Origin of the sequence: Vibrio sp. V33_P6A3T137 (assembly GCF_009904835.1) — a bacterium.
Lineage (GTDB): Bacteria > Pseudomonadota > Gammaproteobacteria > Enterobacterales > Vibrionaceae > Vibrio > Vibrio metschnikovii.
The window spans coordinates 1-19,145 of the sequence record NZ_WXWK01000023.1; the positions used below are offsets into that span (position 1 = coordinate 1).

The 19,145-nt window shown below is 43.7% G+C and carries 13 protein-coding genes; 8 read left to right on the forward strand and 5 right to left on the reverse strand.

Annotated features, from left to right (window positions below; genetic code table 11):
- Nucleotides 1-66 precede the first annotated feature (66 nt).
- The gene (locus tag CAG60_RS01740) at nt 67-1,284 is read left to right on the forward strand and encodes a ParA family protein (protein WP_040905504.1); all 1,218 of its coding nucleotides are present in this window, start codon (nt 67-69) and stop codon (nt 1,282-1,284) included.
- Nucleotides 1,285-1,291: 7 nt separating this feature from the next.
- Nucleotides 1,292-2,263 carry a ParB/RepB/Spo0J family partition protein gene (locus tag CAG60_RS01745; protein ID WP_004396835.1) on the forward strand — a complete coding sequence of 324 codons (972 nt, stop codon included), beginning with the start codon at nt 1,292-1,294 and terminating at the stop codon, nt 2,261-2,263.
- Nucleotides 2,264-2,343: 80 nt separating this feature from the next.
- Here the strand turns inward: CAG60_RS01745 and CAG60_RS01750 are convergent, their stop codons facing one another.
- A complete protein-coding gene (locus CAG60_RS01750) occupies nt 2,344-3,378 on the reverse strand; it encodes an ABC transporter substrate-binding protein (RefSeq protein WP_161438135.1) in 1,035 nt (344 codons plus the stop codon).
- A 225-nt stretch (nt 3,379-3,603) separates the two neighbouring features.
- Between CAG60_RS01750 and CAG60_RS01755 the strand changes: the two genes are divergently transcribed.
- Nucleotides 3,604-5,640, forward strand: a complete 2,037-nt coding sequence (locus CAG60_RS01755; RefSeq protein ID WP_161424992.1) for a tRNA(Met) cytidine acetyltransferase TmcA — start codon at nt 3,604-3,606, stop codon at nt 5,638-5,640.
- Nucleotides 5,641-5,963: 323 nt separating this feature from the next.
- Nucleotides 5,964-7,277, forward strand: a complete 1,314-nt coding sequence (locus CAG60_RS01760) for an FAD-dependent oxidoreductase (RefSeq protein ID WP_161438147.1) — start codon at nt 5,964-5,966, stop codon at nt 7,275-7,277.
- An 82-nt stretch (nt 7,278-7,359) separates the two neighbouring features.
- On the opposite strand, the gene CAG60_RS01765 is transcribed toward CAG60_RS01760, so the two are convergent.
- The gene (locus CAG60_RS01765; protein WP_004396831.1) at nt 7,360-9,303 is read right to left on the reverse strand and encodes a methyl-accepting chemotaxis protein; all 1,944 of its coding nucleotides are present in this window, start codon (nt 9,301-9,303) and stop codon (nt 7,360-7,362) included.
- 232 nt (nt 9,304-9,535) lie between these two features.
- Here CAG60_RS01765 and CAG60_RS01770 point away from each other — a divergent pair, with 232 nt between their 5' ends.
- The 3 genes from CAG60_RS01770 to CAG60_RS01780 all read left to right on the forward strand — a co-directional run bounded on the left by CAG60_RS01770 (nt 9,536) and on the right by CAG60_RS01780 (nt 12,222).
- A complete protein-coding gene (locus tag CAG60_RS01770) occupies nt 9,536-11,080 on the forward strand; it encodes a cryptochrome/photolyase family protein (protein WP_161438136.1) in 1,545 nt (514 codons plus the stop codon).
- Nucleotides 11,080-11,787: an SDR family oxidoreductase gene (locus CAG60_RS01775; protein ID WP_161438137.1), complete on the forward strand. Its 708-nt coding sequence runs from the start codon at nt 11,080-11,082 to the stop codon at nt 11,785-11,787. Before CAG60_RS01770 ends, CAG60_RS01775 begins: the two co-directional genes overlap by 1 nt.
- A 126-nt stretch (nt 11,788-11,913) precedes the next feature.
- On the forward strand, nt 11,914-12,222 hold the full coding sequence (locus CAG60_RS01780) for a YkgJ family cysteine cluster protein (protein ID WP_161424993.1): 309 nt from the start codon (nt 11,914-11,916) through the stop codon (nt 12,220-12,222).
- A gap of 96 nt (nt 12,223-12,318) precedes the next feature.
- Here CAG60_RS01780 and CAG60_RS01785 read toward each other — a convergent pair whose 3' ends face one another.
- Nucleotides 12,319-13,566, reverse strand: a complete 1,248-nt coding sequence (locus CAG60_RS01785; protein WP_161438138.1) for a diguanylate cyclase domain-containing protein — start codon at nt 13,564-13,566, stop codon at nt 12,319-12,321.
- Between the two features lie 347 nt (nt 13,567-13,913).
- Complete coding sequence (locus tag CAG60_RS01790) at nt 13,914-15,575, reverse strand: methyl-accepting chemotaxis protein (RefSeq protein WP_161438139.1); 1,662 nt, start codon at nt 15,573-15,575, stop codon at nt 13,914-13,916.
- Between the two features lie 377 nt (nt 15,576-15,952).
- Between CAG60_RS01790 and CAG60_RS01795 the strand changes: the two genes are divergently transcribed.
- Nucleotides 15,953-16,309, forward strand: a complete 357-nt coding sequence (locus tag CAG60_RS01795) for a YibL family ribosome-associated protein (RefSeq protein ID WP_004396826.1) — start codon at nt 15,953-15,955, stop codon at nt 16,307-16,309.
- Between the two features lie 55 nt (nt 16,310-16,364).
- Here CAG60_RS01795 and malT read toward each other — a convergent pair whose 3' ends face one another.
- Complete coding sequence (gene malT, locus CAG60_RS01800) at nt 16,365-19,073, reverse strand: HTH-type transcriptional regulator MalT (RefSeq protein ID WP_161438140.1); 2,709 nt, start codon at nt 19,071-19,073, stop codon at nt 16,365-16,367.
- Between the last annotated feature and the right edge of the window lie 72 nt (nt 19,074-19,145).

Here is a 19,145-nt window from a genome sequence, read left to right on the forward strand (position 1 = left end):
CCTTTTTATTGTATTGTATGTTTATTGCTGTACAATTGTGGTCAGTAACGGATGATGAGAATGGCTATGAAAAGAGAACAAACGATAGAAAATCTCTACAGGCTCGCCGAGCAAACTCAGCAAGTGCAAGCAGATCGAATAGAGATTGTATTAGAAGAACGTCGCGATGAGCACTTCCCTCCGATGTCAAAAGCATTGATGGAAACACGTTCGGGCTTAACACGACGTAAACTTGATGAAGCGATTGCTAAACTAGAAGCCGCTGGTCATCAATTCACTAAAAATAATGCTAACCATTACTCGATTTCATTGGCTGAAGCACACATGCTTATGGATGCTGCTGGTGTATTGAAGTTTCACCAGCGTAAAAAAAATACTGAGAATAAGCCTTGGATCATTAATGTTCAAAACCAAAAAGGCGGAACAGGTAAGTCGATGACGGCGGTGCATTTAGCGGCTTGTTTAGCACTAAATTTGGATAAGCGTTATCGCATTTGTTTGATTGACTTAGATCCGCAAGGGTCTTTACGTCTATTTTTGAATCCTCAAATTAGTTTGGCAGAACACAGTAATATCTACTCTGCGGTTGATATTATGCTCGATAATTTTCCCGAAGGGACCGAGATAGATACGGCATTTTTGAAAAAAAATGTGTTACTGCCCACCCAATACCCGAATTTAAAAACCATCTCAGCCTTCCCTGAAGACGCCATGTTTAACGCTGAAGCTTGGCAATCACTGTCTAAAAATCAATCGTTAGACATTGTTCGTTTGTTGAAAGAGAAGCTGATTGATAAAATTGCCGATGAATTTGACATTATCATGATTGATACTGGACCACACGTTGATCCTTTGGTGTGGAACGCTATGTACGCATCAAATGCATTACTGATCCCTTGTGCAGCAAAACGTCTTGACTGGGCATCAACCGTGAATTTTTTCCAGCATTTGCCAACGGTTTATGAAATGTTTCCAGATGATTGGAAAGGGCTAGAGTTTGTTCGTTTAATGCCAACGATGTTTGAAGACGATAATAAAAAGCAAGTTTCTGTATTAACCGAGATGAACTATTTATTGGGCGAGCAAGTGATGATGGCTACTATTCCACGCAGCCGTGCTTTTGAAACTTGTGCCGATACCTACAGTACCGTGTTTGATTTAACGACGAGTGATTTTGAGGGCGGTAAAAAAACCTTAGCCACAGCGCAAGACGCGGTGCAAAAAAGCGCACTTGAGCTAGAGCGTGTTTTGCATTCACATTGGCTTTCTTTAAATCAGGGGTAAGTAATTCATGGCCATAAAAACATCTGATCTGAACGCTAAATTGTTCGGTAAAGCCGATAAAAGACGGGCCTCTACCCCGCAAGAGGCACAAGCCGCCGCTAAAGCTCAAGCGCAGATCATTGAGTTAACCGTTGCCGGTGAAGCGATGGTAACTTTTGAACTTATTCGTATACCGGCTTCAGAAATTGATAGTCGCACTTCTGTTTTCACTCAAAATGCGCGTGAGCAATCGTTCCTTAATGAACATGCGTTGGCCGATATTCTCAATACGTTACGTGAGCGTGGGCAGCAATATCCGGCTGTCGGTCGTCGGCTTGAGAACGGACAAATTGAGATCCTAGATGGTAGTCGCCGTCGTAAATCGTGTTTGATTGCCAAGCAAGATTTTTTAGTTTATGTCGCTGATAATATCACTAGCGATCATGCTAAATTTTTGTCTGATGTAGCGAATGCACATAAGCCCTTATCTCTGTATGAAAAAGGCAAAGAAATGCAAGCTCAGCTTGATAGTGGAGCAGCAGAAGATCAAAAAGCGTTAGCTAAGATGTTTCAGTGCAGTGAGGCGTTAGTCAGCGGAGCGCTAAAGGCGGCTTCACTACCTCTAGCCCTGTTACAAGCTTACCCAAATGTGGTTGAACTTGGTCGACCGACCATCGTTAAATTACATAAGCAATTTAATGAATTAACACCTGATCAGCAAAAAGAGTTGTTGGATAAATGTCAGCAAGCCAATGGCTTTGTTTGGCAACACTGTCAGTCTCAAGGGGTTACTCGGATCACCAAAGAGGTCACAGAAACGATAGAATCTTGGATAGAGCAGCTTTCGCCACCGAAAAAAACGCTGAATAATAAAATTGAGCTGGTCAAAGGCCGAGTCAACTATCAGCGTAAAGGGCCGCTATTAACGCTGAATATCCAAAAAGTTGATGACCAATTGGCTCAAGAGATTTTAGACTTTCTCGAAAAGAAACTTAGTTAACTCGGTATCGTTTTCTTTCAACATAAAAAAAGACAGCCCATTTTATGGGCTGTCTTTTTTTATGTTAAGTGTATGGACGATTATTGATTACGCAGACGCTGCCAGTAGCGTTCATAAATAACGAGCGCTTCTGGGCCTACATCATTAATAAATTCACCTTTTTGCATCTCTTCATCAGAAGGAAAAATCGACGGATTATTACGTAAATCGTCTGCTAATAAAGCTCTTCCTGATTGAGTTACGGATGCATAACCTAAACTGTTTACGATCTCGGCTTGATTCTCAGCTTGATACATAAAATTAATAAATTTATGGGCTAGTGCTTTATTATTACTACCGGAAGGAATAGTAAAGTTATCCATCCATAGTACAGCACCTTCTTCAGGCATCACGAAGGTAAGCTCTGGTAGCTCTTCTTGGCCTTGGAATGCGTTGCCATTCCACTGCATGCCTAGGGCGACTTCGCCAGAAACATAAGGTACATGCGGCGCATCAGAGTTATACAGCAATACATTACGTTTTAAGGCAACCAATGATTGATAAGCCTTTTCTATTTCTGCTTCGTTTTGGGTATTGATACTAAATCCATTCAGTTTCAGTGCCATACCAAATACATCACGCATATCATCAATCAGCATGACTTGACGGACATATTTCGGGTCCCACAGATCGGCCCAGCGAGAAATTCCGTTAGGCAAATAAGCAGCGTTGTAGCTAAGGCCAGTAATGCCCCAAATGTAGGGCAAAGAATACTGGTTCTTTAGATCATGCGCTTGACCTAATAACGATGGCATAGCATCTTTCATGTTTGGAATTTGTGCGTGATCCAATTCGCTCAATAGCCCTTCACGAGCCATTTTTTCAATAAAATAAGCGGAAGCAAAAACCACATCATATCCGCTGCCTTTAAGAAGTTTGAGCCTAGTGTACATGGATTCATTATTCTCGAAGGTTGAATAATGGATCGAAACGCCTTCTTGTGCTTCAAACTGTTTGAGTGATTTTTCTGGCAGGTAGCCACCCCAAGCGTAAACATTCAGTCTTTGTGCTTGCGCACTCACTTGAGCAGAAGTAATGACGGCTGCGAGGACCAATCCTTTGATGAAAGATTTCATTGCATTTTCGTTCCTTAAAGTCCAGCCCAATGCTGGTGTTCAGATGCATAATTAGTTAAATCGGTGTTTCAATAAAGCAAATATAATTTATCGTTAAGAACAATTATTTTAACCTTCTCAATTCTTTGGCTTAGCATTGATGTTTATTGTGTCGCGCATGCCGATACCGTATCCACTTTACCTTTTGTGCTACCATTGCCAAATCATGATGAAATGTGAATCTGTATGACGACTTTAACGACCGATTATCTTAACTACTTCCAATCTCTCCAACGCTGTGCACAACAGCGTAATCACCGCTTTGCCGTTTATCTGTCTGGTGAACTACCATGGAGTCGACATGTTCTTCAAGCATGGCTTGCAACAGTAGAGGAACATCATGTTGTACAACTTGGTGGTGTTCCGTTTTTCGCCGCTTCTTCGTTAGCGTATAACCAAGGACAGCGTCTTTTAGGTCAAGAATGTCATGTATTGATCACGGATTTTAGCCAAGGATTTGATGCTAATAGTTTTAGTGCTGCCTTAGGGACGTTAATTGGTGGCGGGCTTCTGTTTATTATCGGTCATCAGGTTAATCCTACCGCCGCTGATAATATTTGGCTTACTCGAGCACTTGAGCAGTTATTGATTGTTACCGAAAGCGATATTCCTGCCCTTCCTAAGTCTTTCCTTGTTCCTGAGTCATGCCATACCCAAGAACAAGCATTAGCGGTTGAGGCGATGCTTCGAGTGGTTACTGGACATCGTAAGCGCCCATTATTACTTACCGCCGATCGCGGTAGAGGCAAAAGTAGCGCTTTAGGTATCGCTGCTGCCAAATTAATGCAATCGCGAACGCTCAAGATCATCATTACAGCGCCACGCTTATCGGCGATTACTCCGGTGTTTTATTTTGCAGCGCAAGGTTTACCCGGTGCCAAGGTAAGTAAAGATAAAATTGATTATCAAGCCTCTCAATTACAGTTTATTGCTCCAGATGAGCTGGAGCAACATGAGCATGACTGTGATTTATTGTTGGTCGATGAGGCAGCAGCACTGCCGTTACCGTTTTTGTATCGTTTTGTTGAGCGTTATCATCGAGCGGTCTTTTCGACCACTATTCATGGCTATGAAGGTTGTGGGCGAGGTTTCACGCTCAAATTTCAACACTGGTTAGCACAGCATCGACCACAAACGCATTGTCTACATTTGGAGCAACCTATTCGCTGGGCTGCGCAAGACCCTCTAGAGACTTGGCATCGAGAGACCTTTCTCCTCAATTATGATTTACGGTCGGATTTAGCAGCGATCACGCTCGATAATATCGATTATTTTAGTGTATCGAAAACCGAGTTATTGGCGTCACCGGGTTTGTTAAAAGAGGCGTTTGGTTTATTGGTTAATGCCCATTATCAAACTTCGCCGAATGATCTTTTCCATTTGTTGAGTGACGAAAAATTAACGCTCTACGTTGCTAGCTATCAGCAGTGTCTGGTTGGGTGTCTCTTAGCGGTGCAAGAGGGCGGATTGGACCAAGAGTTAATTGAATCGATTCAGTTGGGTCAGCGTCGTCCTCGGGGGCATCTTGCCCCGATTACATTAGCCAATCAGATGGGAATAACGCAGGCAGCGCAGCAGCAATGTTGGCGAGTGATGCGAATAGCGGTTCATCCCCAGCGACAACATTTGGGTATTGGCAGCCAGTTACTGACTCACTTTATTGAACACCATCCTTGTGATTATGTTGCTACCAGCTTTGGTGCTACGCCGGAGCTTATCCATTTTTGGCAACGCAATGGTTTTCATAGCATCAAGTTAGGTTCACAACGTGATCAAGCGAGTGGCTGTTTTTCATTACTGATGATCTACGCTCGACACGTTGAATGGCTCTCTCAAGCTCGTCGGCAATTCCAAGCACATTTGCTCTATGAGTTGAAAGATAGTTTGCAGTACTTAGCTGCAAAGACGGTTTGTTTGTTATTGAGCGAAGCTAAAACCGAGAAGCGAATAACGTTGCCGGTTGATTTATTGACTCGTTACAGTATGGGTGGGGCGAATTATGAAAGTGTCGCAGTATGGATTGAAAAACTCCTCATTCATTCTGCTTTTCAATCCTCAATGGTGATCGAAGATTTATTGATTGAAAAAGTCATTCAACAGCGTACCTGGACAGAGTGTGCAGCCATTCATGGCTTTACCGGACGTAAACAAACAGAGCAAGTATTACGTCAGCAGCTCGCTCGGTTATTGAGTGATTTACAGTGTAAACTGAGCCTTCAATAAAACGAGGATTGAAATTTACACTGTAAACTGGAAAGCGTGTGACTGAGTCTACGAATTTAATCAATCCTCATTGGTATTGAGAGTAACTACTGACTACTTTTATAAGGGGTTGCTTATATTCGATTTCGATAAAAGGACGCAACCTCTTAATCATTAGACGCTCATTTTACTTAACGCTGCTGCTTAGCCATGGCTGTGATTGATCATTGTGAGATTACTGCACTGGTCGCCGACTTTAAGTGTTTGAGCTTGAAATCATGATCGATGATTTCGCTAGACGATAAAAGAAATTATTGTTGGGCGAGAACACCCTAGGAGTCATTATGGCTATTTCACGAAGGACGTTTCTTAAAGCAGGCGTTGGGGTTGGCGCAGTAGGTGCGGTGGGAGTTGGTTATCGGCAGATAAATAAAACCAAAACTCAAGCTAACATTGTCATTGTTGGAGGGGGAGCGGCCGGTATTGGTATTGCCAATCAATTGGGACATTATTTGGACGGCGCAACGATCACCGTGATAGAACCACGTGGTTTCCACTGGTATCAACCGGGCCAAACGTTATTACTTGCCGGTGCTTATACACAAGTCAGTGATGTGATTAGTCCCAATGAGCGTTTTATTGATGCTAGTGTGCGTTGGGTTGAAGATTCAGTAATTGAGTATCGGCCTGAGCGAAATCAAGTGGTAACTGAAAATGGTCTGTTAGTGAACTACGACTATTTGATTGTCGCGACGGGTGTTGAACTTCGTTATGACTTAATTGACGGGTTTGATCCGCAAGAAATTGGCCAAAATGGGATAACGAGTATTTATTACAGCCCGCAGGCCGGAATCGCTAGTCATCAACAAGCTCAAGCATTTGCCCATAGCCAAGGTGGTAAAGCCGTCTTTACTCGACCGCAGGGGGCGATGAAATGCGCTGGAGCGCCAATGAAAGCGACCAACTTGGTGGAATACTTTGTTGCCCAAGCAGGTCATCGAGATAAATTTGTTTTTGACTATTTTACAGCAGAGAATTTCCTTTTCTCAGTTAAAGTATTTGACCAGCGGATACGTGAGATTTGGCAGCAACGCAGCATTGACTCACACTTTCAGCATACCTTAACCTCAGTCGATACGAGTAGAAAACAAGCCACATTCCAATTAGCGGACCAATCGACACACACCGTTGATTGGGACTTTATTCATGTTGCTCCGCCTATGACGGCCATAAAAACCATCAGAGAATCACCATTGGCAGATAACGAGCAATTTAAGGGCTACCTAGAGGTCGATCAATATACGATGCAGCATAAGCGTTACAGCAATATTTTTGGCTTGGGAGATAATGTAGGAACGCCAATCGGTAAGACGGCGGCGTCTGTTAAAACGCAAATTCCGGTGGTGACACAAAACTTAACGGCACTAATAAAAGATAAACCATTAATGGCGAAATGGGATGGTTACACGTCATGTCCGATGATCTTAGATGTGGGTCATGCAATGCTGTGGGAGTTTGACTTCACTCTCCAACCAATGACAGCGCTACCGTTTCAAGTCGTTGACCCTCTAAAAAGCAGTCGCTTTGCTTGGAAGGTAAAAGAATCTGTGATTAAACCGATTTACGATATGATGCTACGTGGTTACACACCGATGTAGATCATTTTCTAGGAAGAGAAACAACTCGCTACGTCTCTTTATCGCAAGACGTAGCGAGTGAGCTTCGGCAAGAATCAACCGGTTATATTCCCTTAAACTGATTAATCTTAGCGGCTAAATGAGTCATCTGTTTTTCTACGCCGATCACCGAATGTTCACCTTGCTGGGTCAGTTGTTCGGTGCGGCTACTTTGTTCATTTAAATTTTCTATGCTTTGATTAATTTCTACTACCGCTGCACTTTGTTCTTCAGCACCTTGAGCGATTTGTTGGTTCATTGAAAAGAGCGCTTGTAGAGTGGTGTTTAATGCTTGCACGTCTTTTACTGCTTGATGATGAGTGGTCAAACTGTGTTGGCTATTTTCATGCACGACTTCAATTTGTGTGGTCACTGAATTCGACGCCGATCGAAGCTTGTTGATGATGTCTTGGATCTCGGTGGTAGACTCACTAGTGCGTTGGGAAAGCGAACGCACTTCATCAGCAACGACCGCAAATCCTCGACCATGTTCTCCTGCCCTTGCGGCTTCTATCGCCGCGTTTAACGCTAACAAGTTGGTTTGCTCGGAAATAGAGCTAATCACTTCGAGAACGCGAAGAATATTTTCAATATGGTTGTTAAGCTGTTGCAGACTCTGCTGGCTGGTTGCCATATTCGAACCGAGTTGTTCTATATGGGTAAGGCTGCTGTGCATCGCAGAGAGGGCATTTTGTAATGAGCTATTGCCTTGTGCGGAAAGCTCGCCTGCATGGCTAGCGAGTCGTGTCGCTTCTTCGGTTCGTTCGGTAATATGTTGACTGGCCTGAGAAATGGTTCCTAAAGCACTACGCTGTTCCTCGGTGGCTTGATTGGTTTCTTTAGCGTTATGTTTCAATTGTAAAAATGCCACTTGCGATTCCGCTACAGTTTGATTAACAGAACTTAATGAATCTCTGAACCGCTCAATAAAGAGGTTAATTTTCTGCGATAAATTCGCTACCTCTGCACCATCAAAAATATTCACTTTGTGGTTTAAATCAAGATGCTGGGCAATATGATCAATCTCACTGCTTAGTTGTTGAATCGGTTTAGTTAACGCCGTAACGACAAAGTGCATGATCACTAAGGCAACGGCGATAAAAATTAATGTAAACAGGAGCGATTGAATAAATTGAGCCATGATTGGTGAGGTAATTTGAGATTTGGGTATTTCAACAACCACAAAACGGTCTAAATCCGCTAACCAATAAGATCCAATTAAATAAGCGTCTTGGTTGACGGTAAGTTCAGTAATAATGGGAGCGGTTTTACCCGCACTAATGGCTTGTTGCAGTTGCCCGCTGGTATGATTCGCTAACACAGAATCTTTGGGAGCGACTTGGATTTTTCCGTCGCTCGATGCCAGCATGGCTCGCCCATTAGAGCCTATCCTAAAGCTTTCGATCATACTGACCAAGCTACTAACGTTGAAGCCTAACCCGGCGACCACATAAGGTTGATTGGTTCGAGGATTGACTTGTGTACTGCGATAATTAATAAAAATAACGTATTGCCCACCTACTTGATCTTGGTTCATGTTCAATTCAATGGGTTTGTTTTTGCCGAGAAAGTTGGGATAGAAATCTTTAAAGGGGTAATCGGCAAGGCGAGTGGCTCGATGCTGACCATCATAAGTAAAAATATATTTTCCTTCTGCGCTATCTAAGACGGCAAAAGCATTGTCTGCTCCGAGTCGAGTCATCGCATTTTCTAATGCCTGATGAGCTACGGCGGGATTAGCAATGGATTTTTGTTCCGCGCTCCAATCTAGCAAACCTGAATGATGAGCAAGAAAATTCGATCCTGTGATCGCCGGTTGTAGCTGATTACTGATTTCAAAAGCGAGTCCGCGTAATTGACTCGGCAGAGTGTGCGACTTAAGCTCATTCAATTGATCATTTGATGTGCGGATTGCCTGTTGCCCCATGGCAATCAATGTACAAGTCACCAGTATGACGGATAGAACCCAGTTAATTCTGCGACGAATTGATAGCGTTTTCCAATACATAACATAAGCCTCATTTATTATTATTAACCAACCTATAGATAATAGTGTTTGTTTACTAAAGTGAGTAATAAATGAACGAAAATATAGTTAACTATTCAGTAACATTCTGATGTGACGACGATTTTTAATCATAAAAAGGTTAATCCAACAGCAGTGAATGATCTTATTCTCTGTATTCGCGTAAAGGTTTAGCTAACCCTATCCATCTCTGAAGCAAGGATCTGATCACGGCATGAATTTCAAAACGGTTCGATTATTATTAGGCGATCAGCTCAATGCTCAACACTCTTGGTTTAAGAAAGTGGATGATGATGTACTGTACATTATTGCTGAACTTCATCAGGAAACGGGCTATGTGACTCATCACATCCAAAAAGTCGTCGCGTTTTTTTTGGCGATGCAAGAATTTGCTAAAGCAAGGCAGGAAGAAGGTCATCAAGTCGTTTACCTGACCCTCGATGAGACACAGAATTTTAGTGATCTACCACAATTAATCGCGCACTACGTACAACAGACTGGAGCGATGAGCTTCGAGTATCAGCGCCCTGATGAGTATCGTTTACTCGCACAGCTCGCAAACTTACGTTTTGCTAATACGGTTATTGGTTGTGTCGATAGCGAGCACTTTTTGCTGCCGTTTGAAGAGATTGAACAACATTTCCCTAAAGGCAAGCATAAAATGATGGAGCATTTTTATCGGCGGATGCGACAACGTTTTACGGTTTTAATCGAAGATGGCAAACCGCTTGCTGGTCAATGGAATTTTGATGCCAGTAACCGCAATAAATTAAAAGCACAAGATATTGCTCAGTTACCAGAACCTTTGCTGTTCAAAAATAACCCATCGGACGTTCTTGCACGCCTAAATCGACATGGAATACAAACGATAGGGCACTTAAAGGGCGATTTGTTTTGGCCAATCAATCGCGCGCAGAGTTTGACATTGCTTGCTCATTTTTGCCAAGTGTGTTTACCACGCTTTGGCCAATTTCAGGATGCGATGACCCATCTGCATCCTGCGCAATGGAGTCTTTATCATAGCCGATTGTCCTTTGCTCTTAACAGTAAGCTCTTACATCCTAAAGAAGTGATTGATGCAGCGGTTGCGGCTTATCAGCGTGAGAGCCAGATCGATCTTGCCCAAGTGGAAGGCTTTGTTCGCCAAATCCTAGGCTGGCGTGAGTACATACGTGGCATCTATTGGGCCAACATGCCGCACTATGCTCAGCTCAATGCACTTCAGGCCACCTCCCGCTTACCTAGCTATTTTTGGACGGCAAAAACCAAAATGCATTGTATGCAGCGAGCGATCGGTCAATCACTCGATTTTGCTTATGCACACCACATTCAGCGTCTGATGGTGACGGGAAACTTCTGCTTATTAACTGGAATCAATCCCGATGAAGTCGATGCTTGGTATTTAGGTGTTTACGTCGATGCCATTGAGTGGGTTGAGATGCCAAATACACGGGGAATGGCTTTATTTGCCGATGGTGGCATCGTCGGGACTAAACCGTATGCGGCTAGCGGTTCTTATATTAATAAAATGAGCGATTATTGTAAGACCTGTTTCTATGATAATAAAGCCCGCAGTGGTAAGGCTTCCTGTCCATTCAATAGCCTTTATTGGCGATTTATGCATCAGCAGCGTGATCGTTTAGCAGTCAATCCCCGTATTGGAATGTTGTATCGCTCATGGGACAACATGACTGATCAGCAGCGATCGGATATCTTACAGACGGCAGAATACTACATTAGTCACCTGGAGGAGTTATAATGGATATTTTGGTGGTTGGCGCAAATGGTGGCATCGGTTTAGCCATCGTAAAGCAGTTATTATTGACTTTACCTGAAGCGAATATTCATGCGACTTATCATCGCCAATGCCCCGATTTCACCTCTCAACGTGTCACTTGGTCTCAGTTGGATGTTACTCAAGAATCTGACGTTGCTTTATTCAGTCAGCGTTTTTCGACACTGGATTGGTTAATTAACGCGGTAGGTATGCTGCATGCTCAAGATCAGGGTCCAGAGAAGAATTTGCAAGCATTGAATAGTGATTTTTTTATGCAAAATATCACCATTAACACCTTGCCTACGCTGTTATTGGCCAAGTATTTTTCGCCGCTGATGAAAGCCAGTGATGCTGCTAAGTTTGTGACTATTTCTGCCAAAGTGGGCAGTATTAGTGATAACCGTCTTGGCGGATGGTACAGCTATCGGGCCTCTAAAGCCGCACTGAATATGCTGCTGAAAACTCTCTCTATTGAGTGGCAGCGCACGATTAAACGAGGTGTCGTCTTAGCGCTACATCCAGGGACCACCGATACGCCGCTGTCTAAGCCTTTTCAAGCCAACGTACCCGCCGATAAGCTATTAACGCCAGAGCAGGCTGCACAGCATCTGGTTGAGTTAATCATTCAAGCGAATTTGCAGCAAACAGGACAGTTTTTGGCTTATAACGGAGAGCGCTTGCCATGGTAATCACGTTCTGTCCATTCTACAGACGTTAGGCTGAGTCTTAACGTTTTATCCTAAACAGATAGAGGGTTTTCGCTATCTTGACCGAGTTGGCGTATGATGCGCTCATCGCCTTTATTATTGACCTTTATGACTAAATCAATTCCTATCCATACCGAACTCAATCCTGATCCATCTTCGTCAATTACCTGTTCCACTTGTCAGGCTTGTTGCTGCCGATTAGAAGTCATGCTCATTAGTGACACAGGAGTTCCTAAGCAGCACGTCGCGGTTGATCGCTGGGGCGGAGAAACGATGCGTCGTTTGGATGACGGATGGTGCTCGGCGCTCGATCGTGAAACTTTTATGTGTACTATCTATGAATTGCGCCCTTGGGTTTGTCGTGCCTTTGAAATGGGCGAATATGAGTGCAGAGAAGAAAGAGATTTATTTCTTTAATGTTTAGCTTATGGATTTAACTTGTTTTTAAACCATAAGCTGAGAAGGTTATCTTAACGTTAACCTTGACCATGCTTGATTGTCACCGTGACTTTGTTAGGTCGTTAAGTGAGGCGGCTTGTAGATCAATTGATTTCTTCCTCGTCGCTTGGCTTCATACAACATGTCATCTGCTCGATTCACCAAGGTGGAAATATCTTGATAGCCACAAAATAGCCCAACACTGATCGTGACTGAGAAGGTGTGTTGATTATGGCTAAAGGATAAACTCGCTACTTGCTTGATGAGTTGTTCGAGCTTCTCAATGACTATCGGAAACGTTTGTTTAGAATAGAGACAAAATTCTTCACCACCAAAACGTGCTACCAGTTCGTTATCTTCATGATTAAAAATGTCTTGCATACATTGAGCAACAGATTGTAGGACTTGATCTCCCATGGCATGACCGTATAAGTCATTCACTTTTTTAAAATGATCCAGGTCTAGCATCGCAATACTGATCAGGTTTTTCGTTGTATAAATATGGTCAAAAAAGAAGCGTCGATTCCACAATCCAGTTAATACATCTTTATTGGCCAGATAGAACATCCGATCGTTAGAATCCTTTAAATTTAATAAATTATTCACCCGACAATAGAACTCATCTTGATTAAAGGGTTTATGCAGAAAATCATTTGCTCCGGCTTTAAGAAATTGTGAGGTAATAGAGCGATCATTACTTGCCGAAACCCCAAGCAGCATAAATTTATGGCGTGGGTACAAGGCTAGAGTTTCTTGGATCATCGTGACGCCATTTTTAATCGGCATATCATGATCGACAATCACGAGCGTGATTTGTGGATGCTGTTTCAGTATTTCTAAGCCTTGTTGACCATTCTCGGCTTCTAAACAATGAATATAACAACGCTGTAATAATTGACACATATGACGCCGTACCATCACCGAATCATCAACCACTAAAGCGGTATGGGTTAAGTTGTTAATCAAGCGATCAATGAGTGGCGCTAAATACGCGACAGATGCAACGCTGTCTTTAAGGATGTAATCGAGTATCCCTTTGTTGACGAGCCGTTGACGAATGTCTTCATTTACATGAGCAGTGAGAACAATGCTAGGGATGTTTTTTTCGATCAGCAGATCGACGATTTCTCCATCTTGCGCATCGGGTAAACAGTAATCTAATACCGCACAGAGTATATTGGTCGACTCTGGAGCGTCGAGTAAACGACGTGCCGATTGGTAGTCATCAGCAATCATCAACTCTACTTCTAGTTTTGAAAGAAGGGCAGTTAAGTAATTTCGATAAGCTCGACTGTCTTCAACGATGAGTACGGAATGTTGCACAATAATACTCCCAATGGTTCTAATCGGACGCTGTTCCCATGTCTATCGGGTATTACCTGAGCCATTAATCGAAATTAGCCAACTTTGTCTATAAGAGTCGACACGTTATTCGCTTTTTATTGTTCCCTTTCTCAACTCGACGGTTGCAACGTTTAATTATCAAGATAGGCATTCTTAATGAAGCGATATCAGTTTTGGTCAAAGACTCTGAATCCAATCACCTTGCTTATCAAGGTGATTGGAGATTCACTCACTGGTTGCTTATCTGCAACGCTTAGCCGTTTGGTTATCGCTGACGGTTTGTGACTCAGTGATGATCAGAGTCAGTAATTTACACTGTAAACACCTTAAACTTTAAAGCGCCCGACCAAGTTATACAGCTCATGCGCACGGCCATTAAGATCTTGGCTACTGGCTTTGTTTTCATTAGCCAGATCGGCAGACTGACTACTTTGGTCAGAAATGACCACAATCCGTTCGGAGATTTCTTGGCCAACAATACTTTGTTCTTCAGTCGCGGTGGCAATTAATGAGTTCATATCCATGATCACACCGATCGATTGCTGAATGCTTTCCAGTGCTTTTGCTGCTTCGCTGGCTTCTTTGACCGTCGATGTGCTGCGGTGTTGACTGGAGTCCATCGCTTTCACTGCATTGTCTGAAGCAGATTTTAACTGCTGAATCATGTTATGGATGTCTTCCGTACTGTCTTGAGTACGGCTGGCCAATTTGCGTACTTCATCGGCGACCACCGCAAAGCCTCTGCCTTGATCGCCAGCTCGTGCGGCTTCAATCGCGGCGTTCAATGCCAGTAAATTGGTTTGTTCAGCAATATCTTGAATAACCACTAAAGAGCTGGAAATATTTTTGACATCGCCTTCGAGTTTAGAAATCACGGTACTGGCTTCGGCGACCTCTTTGGCTAAGGCTTCTACCGAACAAGCCGCAGATTCAACAATTTTATGCGCTTCTTGAGCATTATCTTCCGCTTGTTTGGCCGAATTGGCTGCTTGATTAGCATTATTCGAGATCTCTTGAGCGGTCGTTGTCATTTCAGTCATCGCGGTGGCGACTTGCTCGGTCTCTTCGCGCTGCCCTGTAGCAATAATATCTACTTGAGCTGCGCGTTGCGTCATGGTATCGGTTTCTGCAACCACTTGTTGTCCAAGTTGATGGACGCGTTGGATGATCCCTTGCAGGCTGGCCACAAAAGCATTGAAATTACTGCTTAGGCGGGCAAATTCTGGAATGGTGAAGCTTTCCATCCGAGCGGTGAGATCGGCATCGCCACTGGCAAAAGAGCGAATCGAGTCATCCAGCATATCCAGTGGGCGCATAATGCTGCGGTTTAAGAATAGCGCCATGACTCCGACAATAATGACAATAACAGTGGCAATCGTCGTTAATGTCCAAAGGCTTTGAGTCAGTTGTTGCTGAGCTCGTTTTTCCATGGCAGCAATTTCTGCATCGACATCATCGGTATAAAACCCAGTACCTATGGTTAAATCCCATTGAGGAATATAAATCGAGTAGCTGAGTTTAGGTAAAGGAACGGATTCCCCGGGCTTTGGAAAATAGTAGATGGAAAATTCATCTTTTCTCGCGTTATTAATGATATCTCGAATTAAAAAGTTACCTTGGGCATCGGTCATATTGATGAAGTTATCGCCTAATCCAGCTTTGCTCTGACCAAGGAGAAGGCGAGTTCCCTTGCTGTCATAACCAAAAATATAACCATCAAGTCCAAAGCGAATCTCTCGTAAGATGGTCAGAGCTTCCTCTAAAGGCGCTTGACGACGCAGTAATGGCTCGATTGCGGTACGCGAAATCTCCAAATAGGATTTCAGCTCGGTTTTTTTCATCTCCATCATCGCAAGGCGAGTGTTATTCATCTGCCCTTGAGTCAAACTGCGCGTTTCTGCGAAGGTTGAATAGATCATACTTAAGGCAATCAGTAATAAAGGTACAATCGACAAGATATAGAGGCGCTGGCGTATGGTTAGATTCATGGTGTTTTCCATCTTTCATGATAATTAAGTTCAAACCAACTGAGACCATTTTGCCTGCTTGATCATTTCGTGGCGTAAGAATGATTGGTTATCTTATCGATATCATTGTCAGCGATGCAGGCTATTACCATAATACTAGTGCAGATATTTAACGGTGAATGAAAGATTACTATGTGGTGTCTCACATTTTTATGGTTATCAAAGAGCGGCGACTCGATATCACTTGCTCAAGAAGCCGGACTTTGTGGTCATCTGATGTTCACAACGCTATACGGTGAGAGCAATCCAAGAGCAAGAATCGATGTTTTTGTGTTTCAACACTCTGCCTCTCCTATGCTATAATCCGTGCCCATTTATCGGTAAGAGCCTTAAGCCCCATGAGTTTAAAAAACGATCTGCAAAAATTACACAGCCGCCTTGATACTTGTTCTCATAAGTTAGAATCGGCCAAGACTCGCGGTGACAGCGCTATGGTGAGTAAGTTTACGGATGAAGTTGATCAGTTGACCAAACAAATTAATAGTTTGAAGAACAAAGCAGAATATGAGCTAAACAAAGAGCGCAAAATGCTGGCGGATATGCCGTTTTATCGTGAGTTGACTAAAGAAGAGCAGGCCGATTTAGGGAAGCTGAAAAAATCCGTTAAAGGGCTGGTTATTGTTCATCCTACCACCAAAATTGGTAAAGCCTTACGGGTCGAAGTGATGACTGGTTTTGCGCCTAAACCATTTTAATCGACGGTCGGCCTACTTGTTATAATCCAATCAGTAGGCCGAGGTTCGAGATATTTTAATATCCCATTAACTGTAATAAGTTTTCTGCGGTATGCATCGCTTCCTTACGGTTGGCGATATTCAGCTTTTGATACAGGTTACGAATATGCGTTTTGATGGTCGTCCCTGCCACATCAAGCTCTTGAGCAATCTGCTCATTACTAAAGCCTGAATAAATTAACCCAAGCACTTGCCACTCACGTTGAGTGAGCGGACTGGTTCTAACCAGCTCAGGGATATTGGGATGGTTAATCAGCTTTTCGACAAATTCTTCATCAAAATGAATGGAGCGGCTGCGCTGAGAGGTTGATATCTCCTTAATCAATAGCTGGGCGCGATGGCGCTCTAGATCGCCTAATTCTCCGCGGTGAACCATTTTTTCCAGTAAATGGCCAATTTTTTGTCCATCGATCAGGAAATTACCCACCATGCCCGTTTGATTGGTGAGGCGTAGAGCCTCTTTGAGCTTATCACGAGCGAGTTCATCATCATTGCCGAGCGCGGCGAGCGTGGCTTCAACAATTAAGTTGCGATTTAAGTCGGTCAGTAGTTGGTACTCACTCGCTTGCTGTTGTAAAAATGCTAAGGTTTGTTTCGCTTCCGGATACTGTTCGAGGCAAATTTGTGCGCGAGCAATATTGCGCCATTGCAGTTGGAAGAAATGGTTATAAGCTTTTTCTGGTCGATGGGTAGTGGTCAACCAATGTTCTATCGCGGTTTTATCCCCACGAGCTTGCCAATACAATAATAACGATAATGAGGCGTTCGCCGTCCAGTCGACATGATACTGTGATTGTTTGATCAGGTGATGGACTTGCTCGATATAACGCCCGGCTTTATCCAGTTCTCCACGGCCAACCGCGATACGTGCCAACATTGAATAACTGTGTAAATGTTGACTCGGTGAATGTTGACCAAGCACTTCTAACCCCTTGTGGGCACACTCTTCTGCTTCATCTAAACGATTCCAACACCAGAGAATTTGGGCGCGAATACGCAGTAAAAACTCATGTAAGGGAACTTGGTGTAAATGCTGCTCCTCCACCAGCTTGAAGGCGTTATCTTGCACTTCGAAAGCCGCTTGCACGTAGCCCTGAGCAATTAAGATTTCGCTCTGTTGCAATAAGGCCCAGAGCGCTTGATGGTAGACTTGATATTGCCGTGCCAGTTTTTCGGTTTGTTGCATCATTGATAGCGCACGACTGAGGTGACCAAGAACGTGGTTCACTTCTCCGACAACCGACGTAGCAACAATGCGGCTTCGATATACGGTGCTGTCTAATTGGCTTAATGCCAGTTCAGCGAGGGTTAAGGCTTTCTCGGGCTCATTTTTGTTGATCGCGACTTGAGCCAATAGCGCATTAAACTCACCTTGCTGTTTACTACTGAGTTCGACGTTTAGCGCTTGCATCTCTTGTTCTGCCTGTTCAAGCATCGCGCCCACGGTATCGTAGCGATGTTGGCTTTGTGCCAACCAAGCTTGCAGTAAACAGAGTTTGGGTTCTTTATAAAGCTGTTGTGGCGCGAGGAGATTAATGGCCGACTCAAGGACATTAAGCTCACCTTGGTTGAACATTTTCCAACCATGTTGAGTCAAAATACTCGCTAAAAGATCGGTATCCTGCGCTAAGTTAGCATGACGTAAGGCTTGATGTGGGGTAGAGGCTTCAAGCCAGGCGCGCGCGGCGGAGCGATGTAATTCTTGCTCTTGCTGAGGGATCCGTGCCATGCGTTGATGGGCAAGAAATTCAGCAAATAAATTATGAAAGCGATACCAGTTGTGATCACCTTCTAACGGATAGATAAACAGACCATACCGATTGAGTGATTCAATCATACTTAGGGCATCGTCTCGTTGTGTTAAGGCGCTGACTAAGCTGTCGTTAAAGTGATCCAATACCGAGCACTGCATCAGAAAGTGGCGTGTTTCTTTATCCAGTAAATCAAACACTTCTTCAACTAAGTAATCCCATAAATGGGCATGGTTAAAATGAGCGACCGATTCAACCGACTGGGCTAAGGTGCGCTTTTGATGTTGTGCTTGTAAGGCGATAAGTTGTAATGCTGAAGGCCAACCTTCAACATAATTACGCAGGTTGAGGGCGGTGACGTCATCAATACCTTCCACGACACGCTGGTTGAAAAAACGCGTGGTCTCTTCGGTATCAAACGCCAGCAACTCATTACCTATCTCTATCATTAAATCACGTACACGCAGATTCGCTGTGCCCAGCGGCGGTGTCATGCGGCTGGTGACGACTAGGGTGAGATTATCTGGCATATGTTTCAGGAAAAAGCGCATCGCTTCGTGAATCTCATCATCACTGATCAGATGATAATCATCCAGCACGACAAAGCATTCTTGATCAAACTGAGAAATCTCAGCAAAAACTTCGCTAAACAGTGAGTGGGGCGATGAAAATTGGCGTCGTTCTGCCAATTTTTGCGCATTAGGGCAGCTTTGTTGAGTCGCTTTATTCATCGCTTGCAGTAAGTAATTCATGAAGCGAAAAGGATCATTATCACTTTCATCAATACTGTACCAGCCGACATTCGGTTTATCGGCAAGCCATTGAGCGGCCATGGTGGTTTTGCCATAACCCGCTGGAGAGCGGAAAAGGACCAACTTATAACAAGGGGCCTTTTGCAGGAGTTCTAAAACGCGCGGACGGACAATCGCGTTGTGTAGCCGTCCTGGGCGAGTTAATTTCGATGGAATCCACATGATATTTGTCCCGTCATCGTTAATGACAGCGATGTTACTGGAACTTGCCGCAGACTGTTATTGATCCCAGAC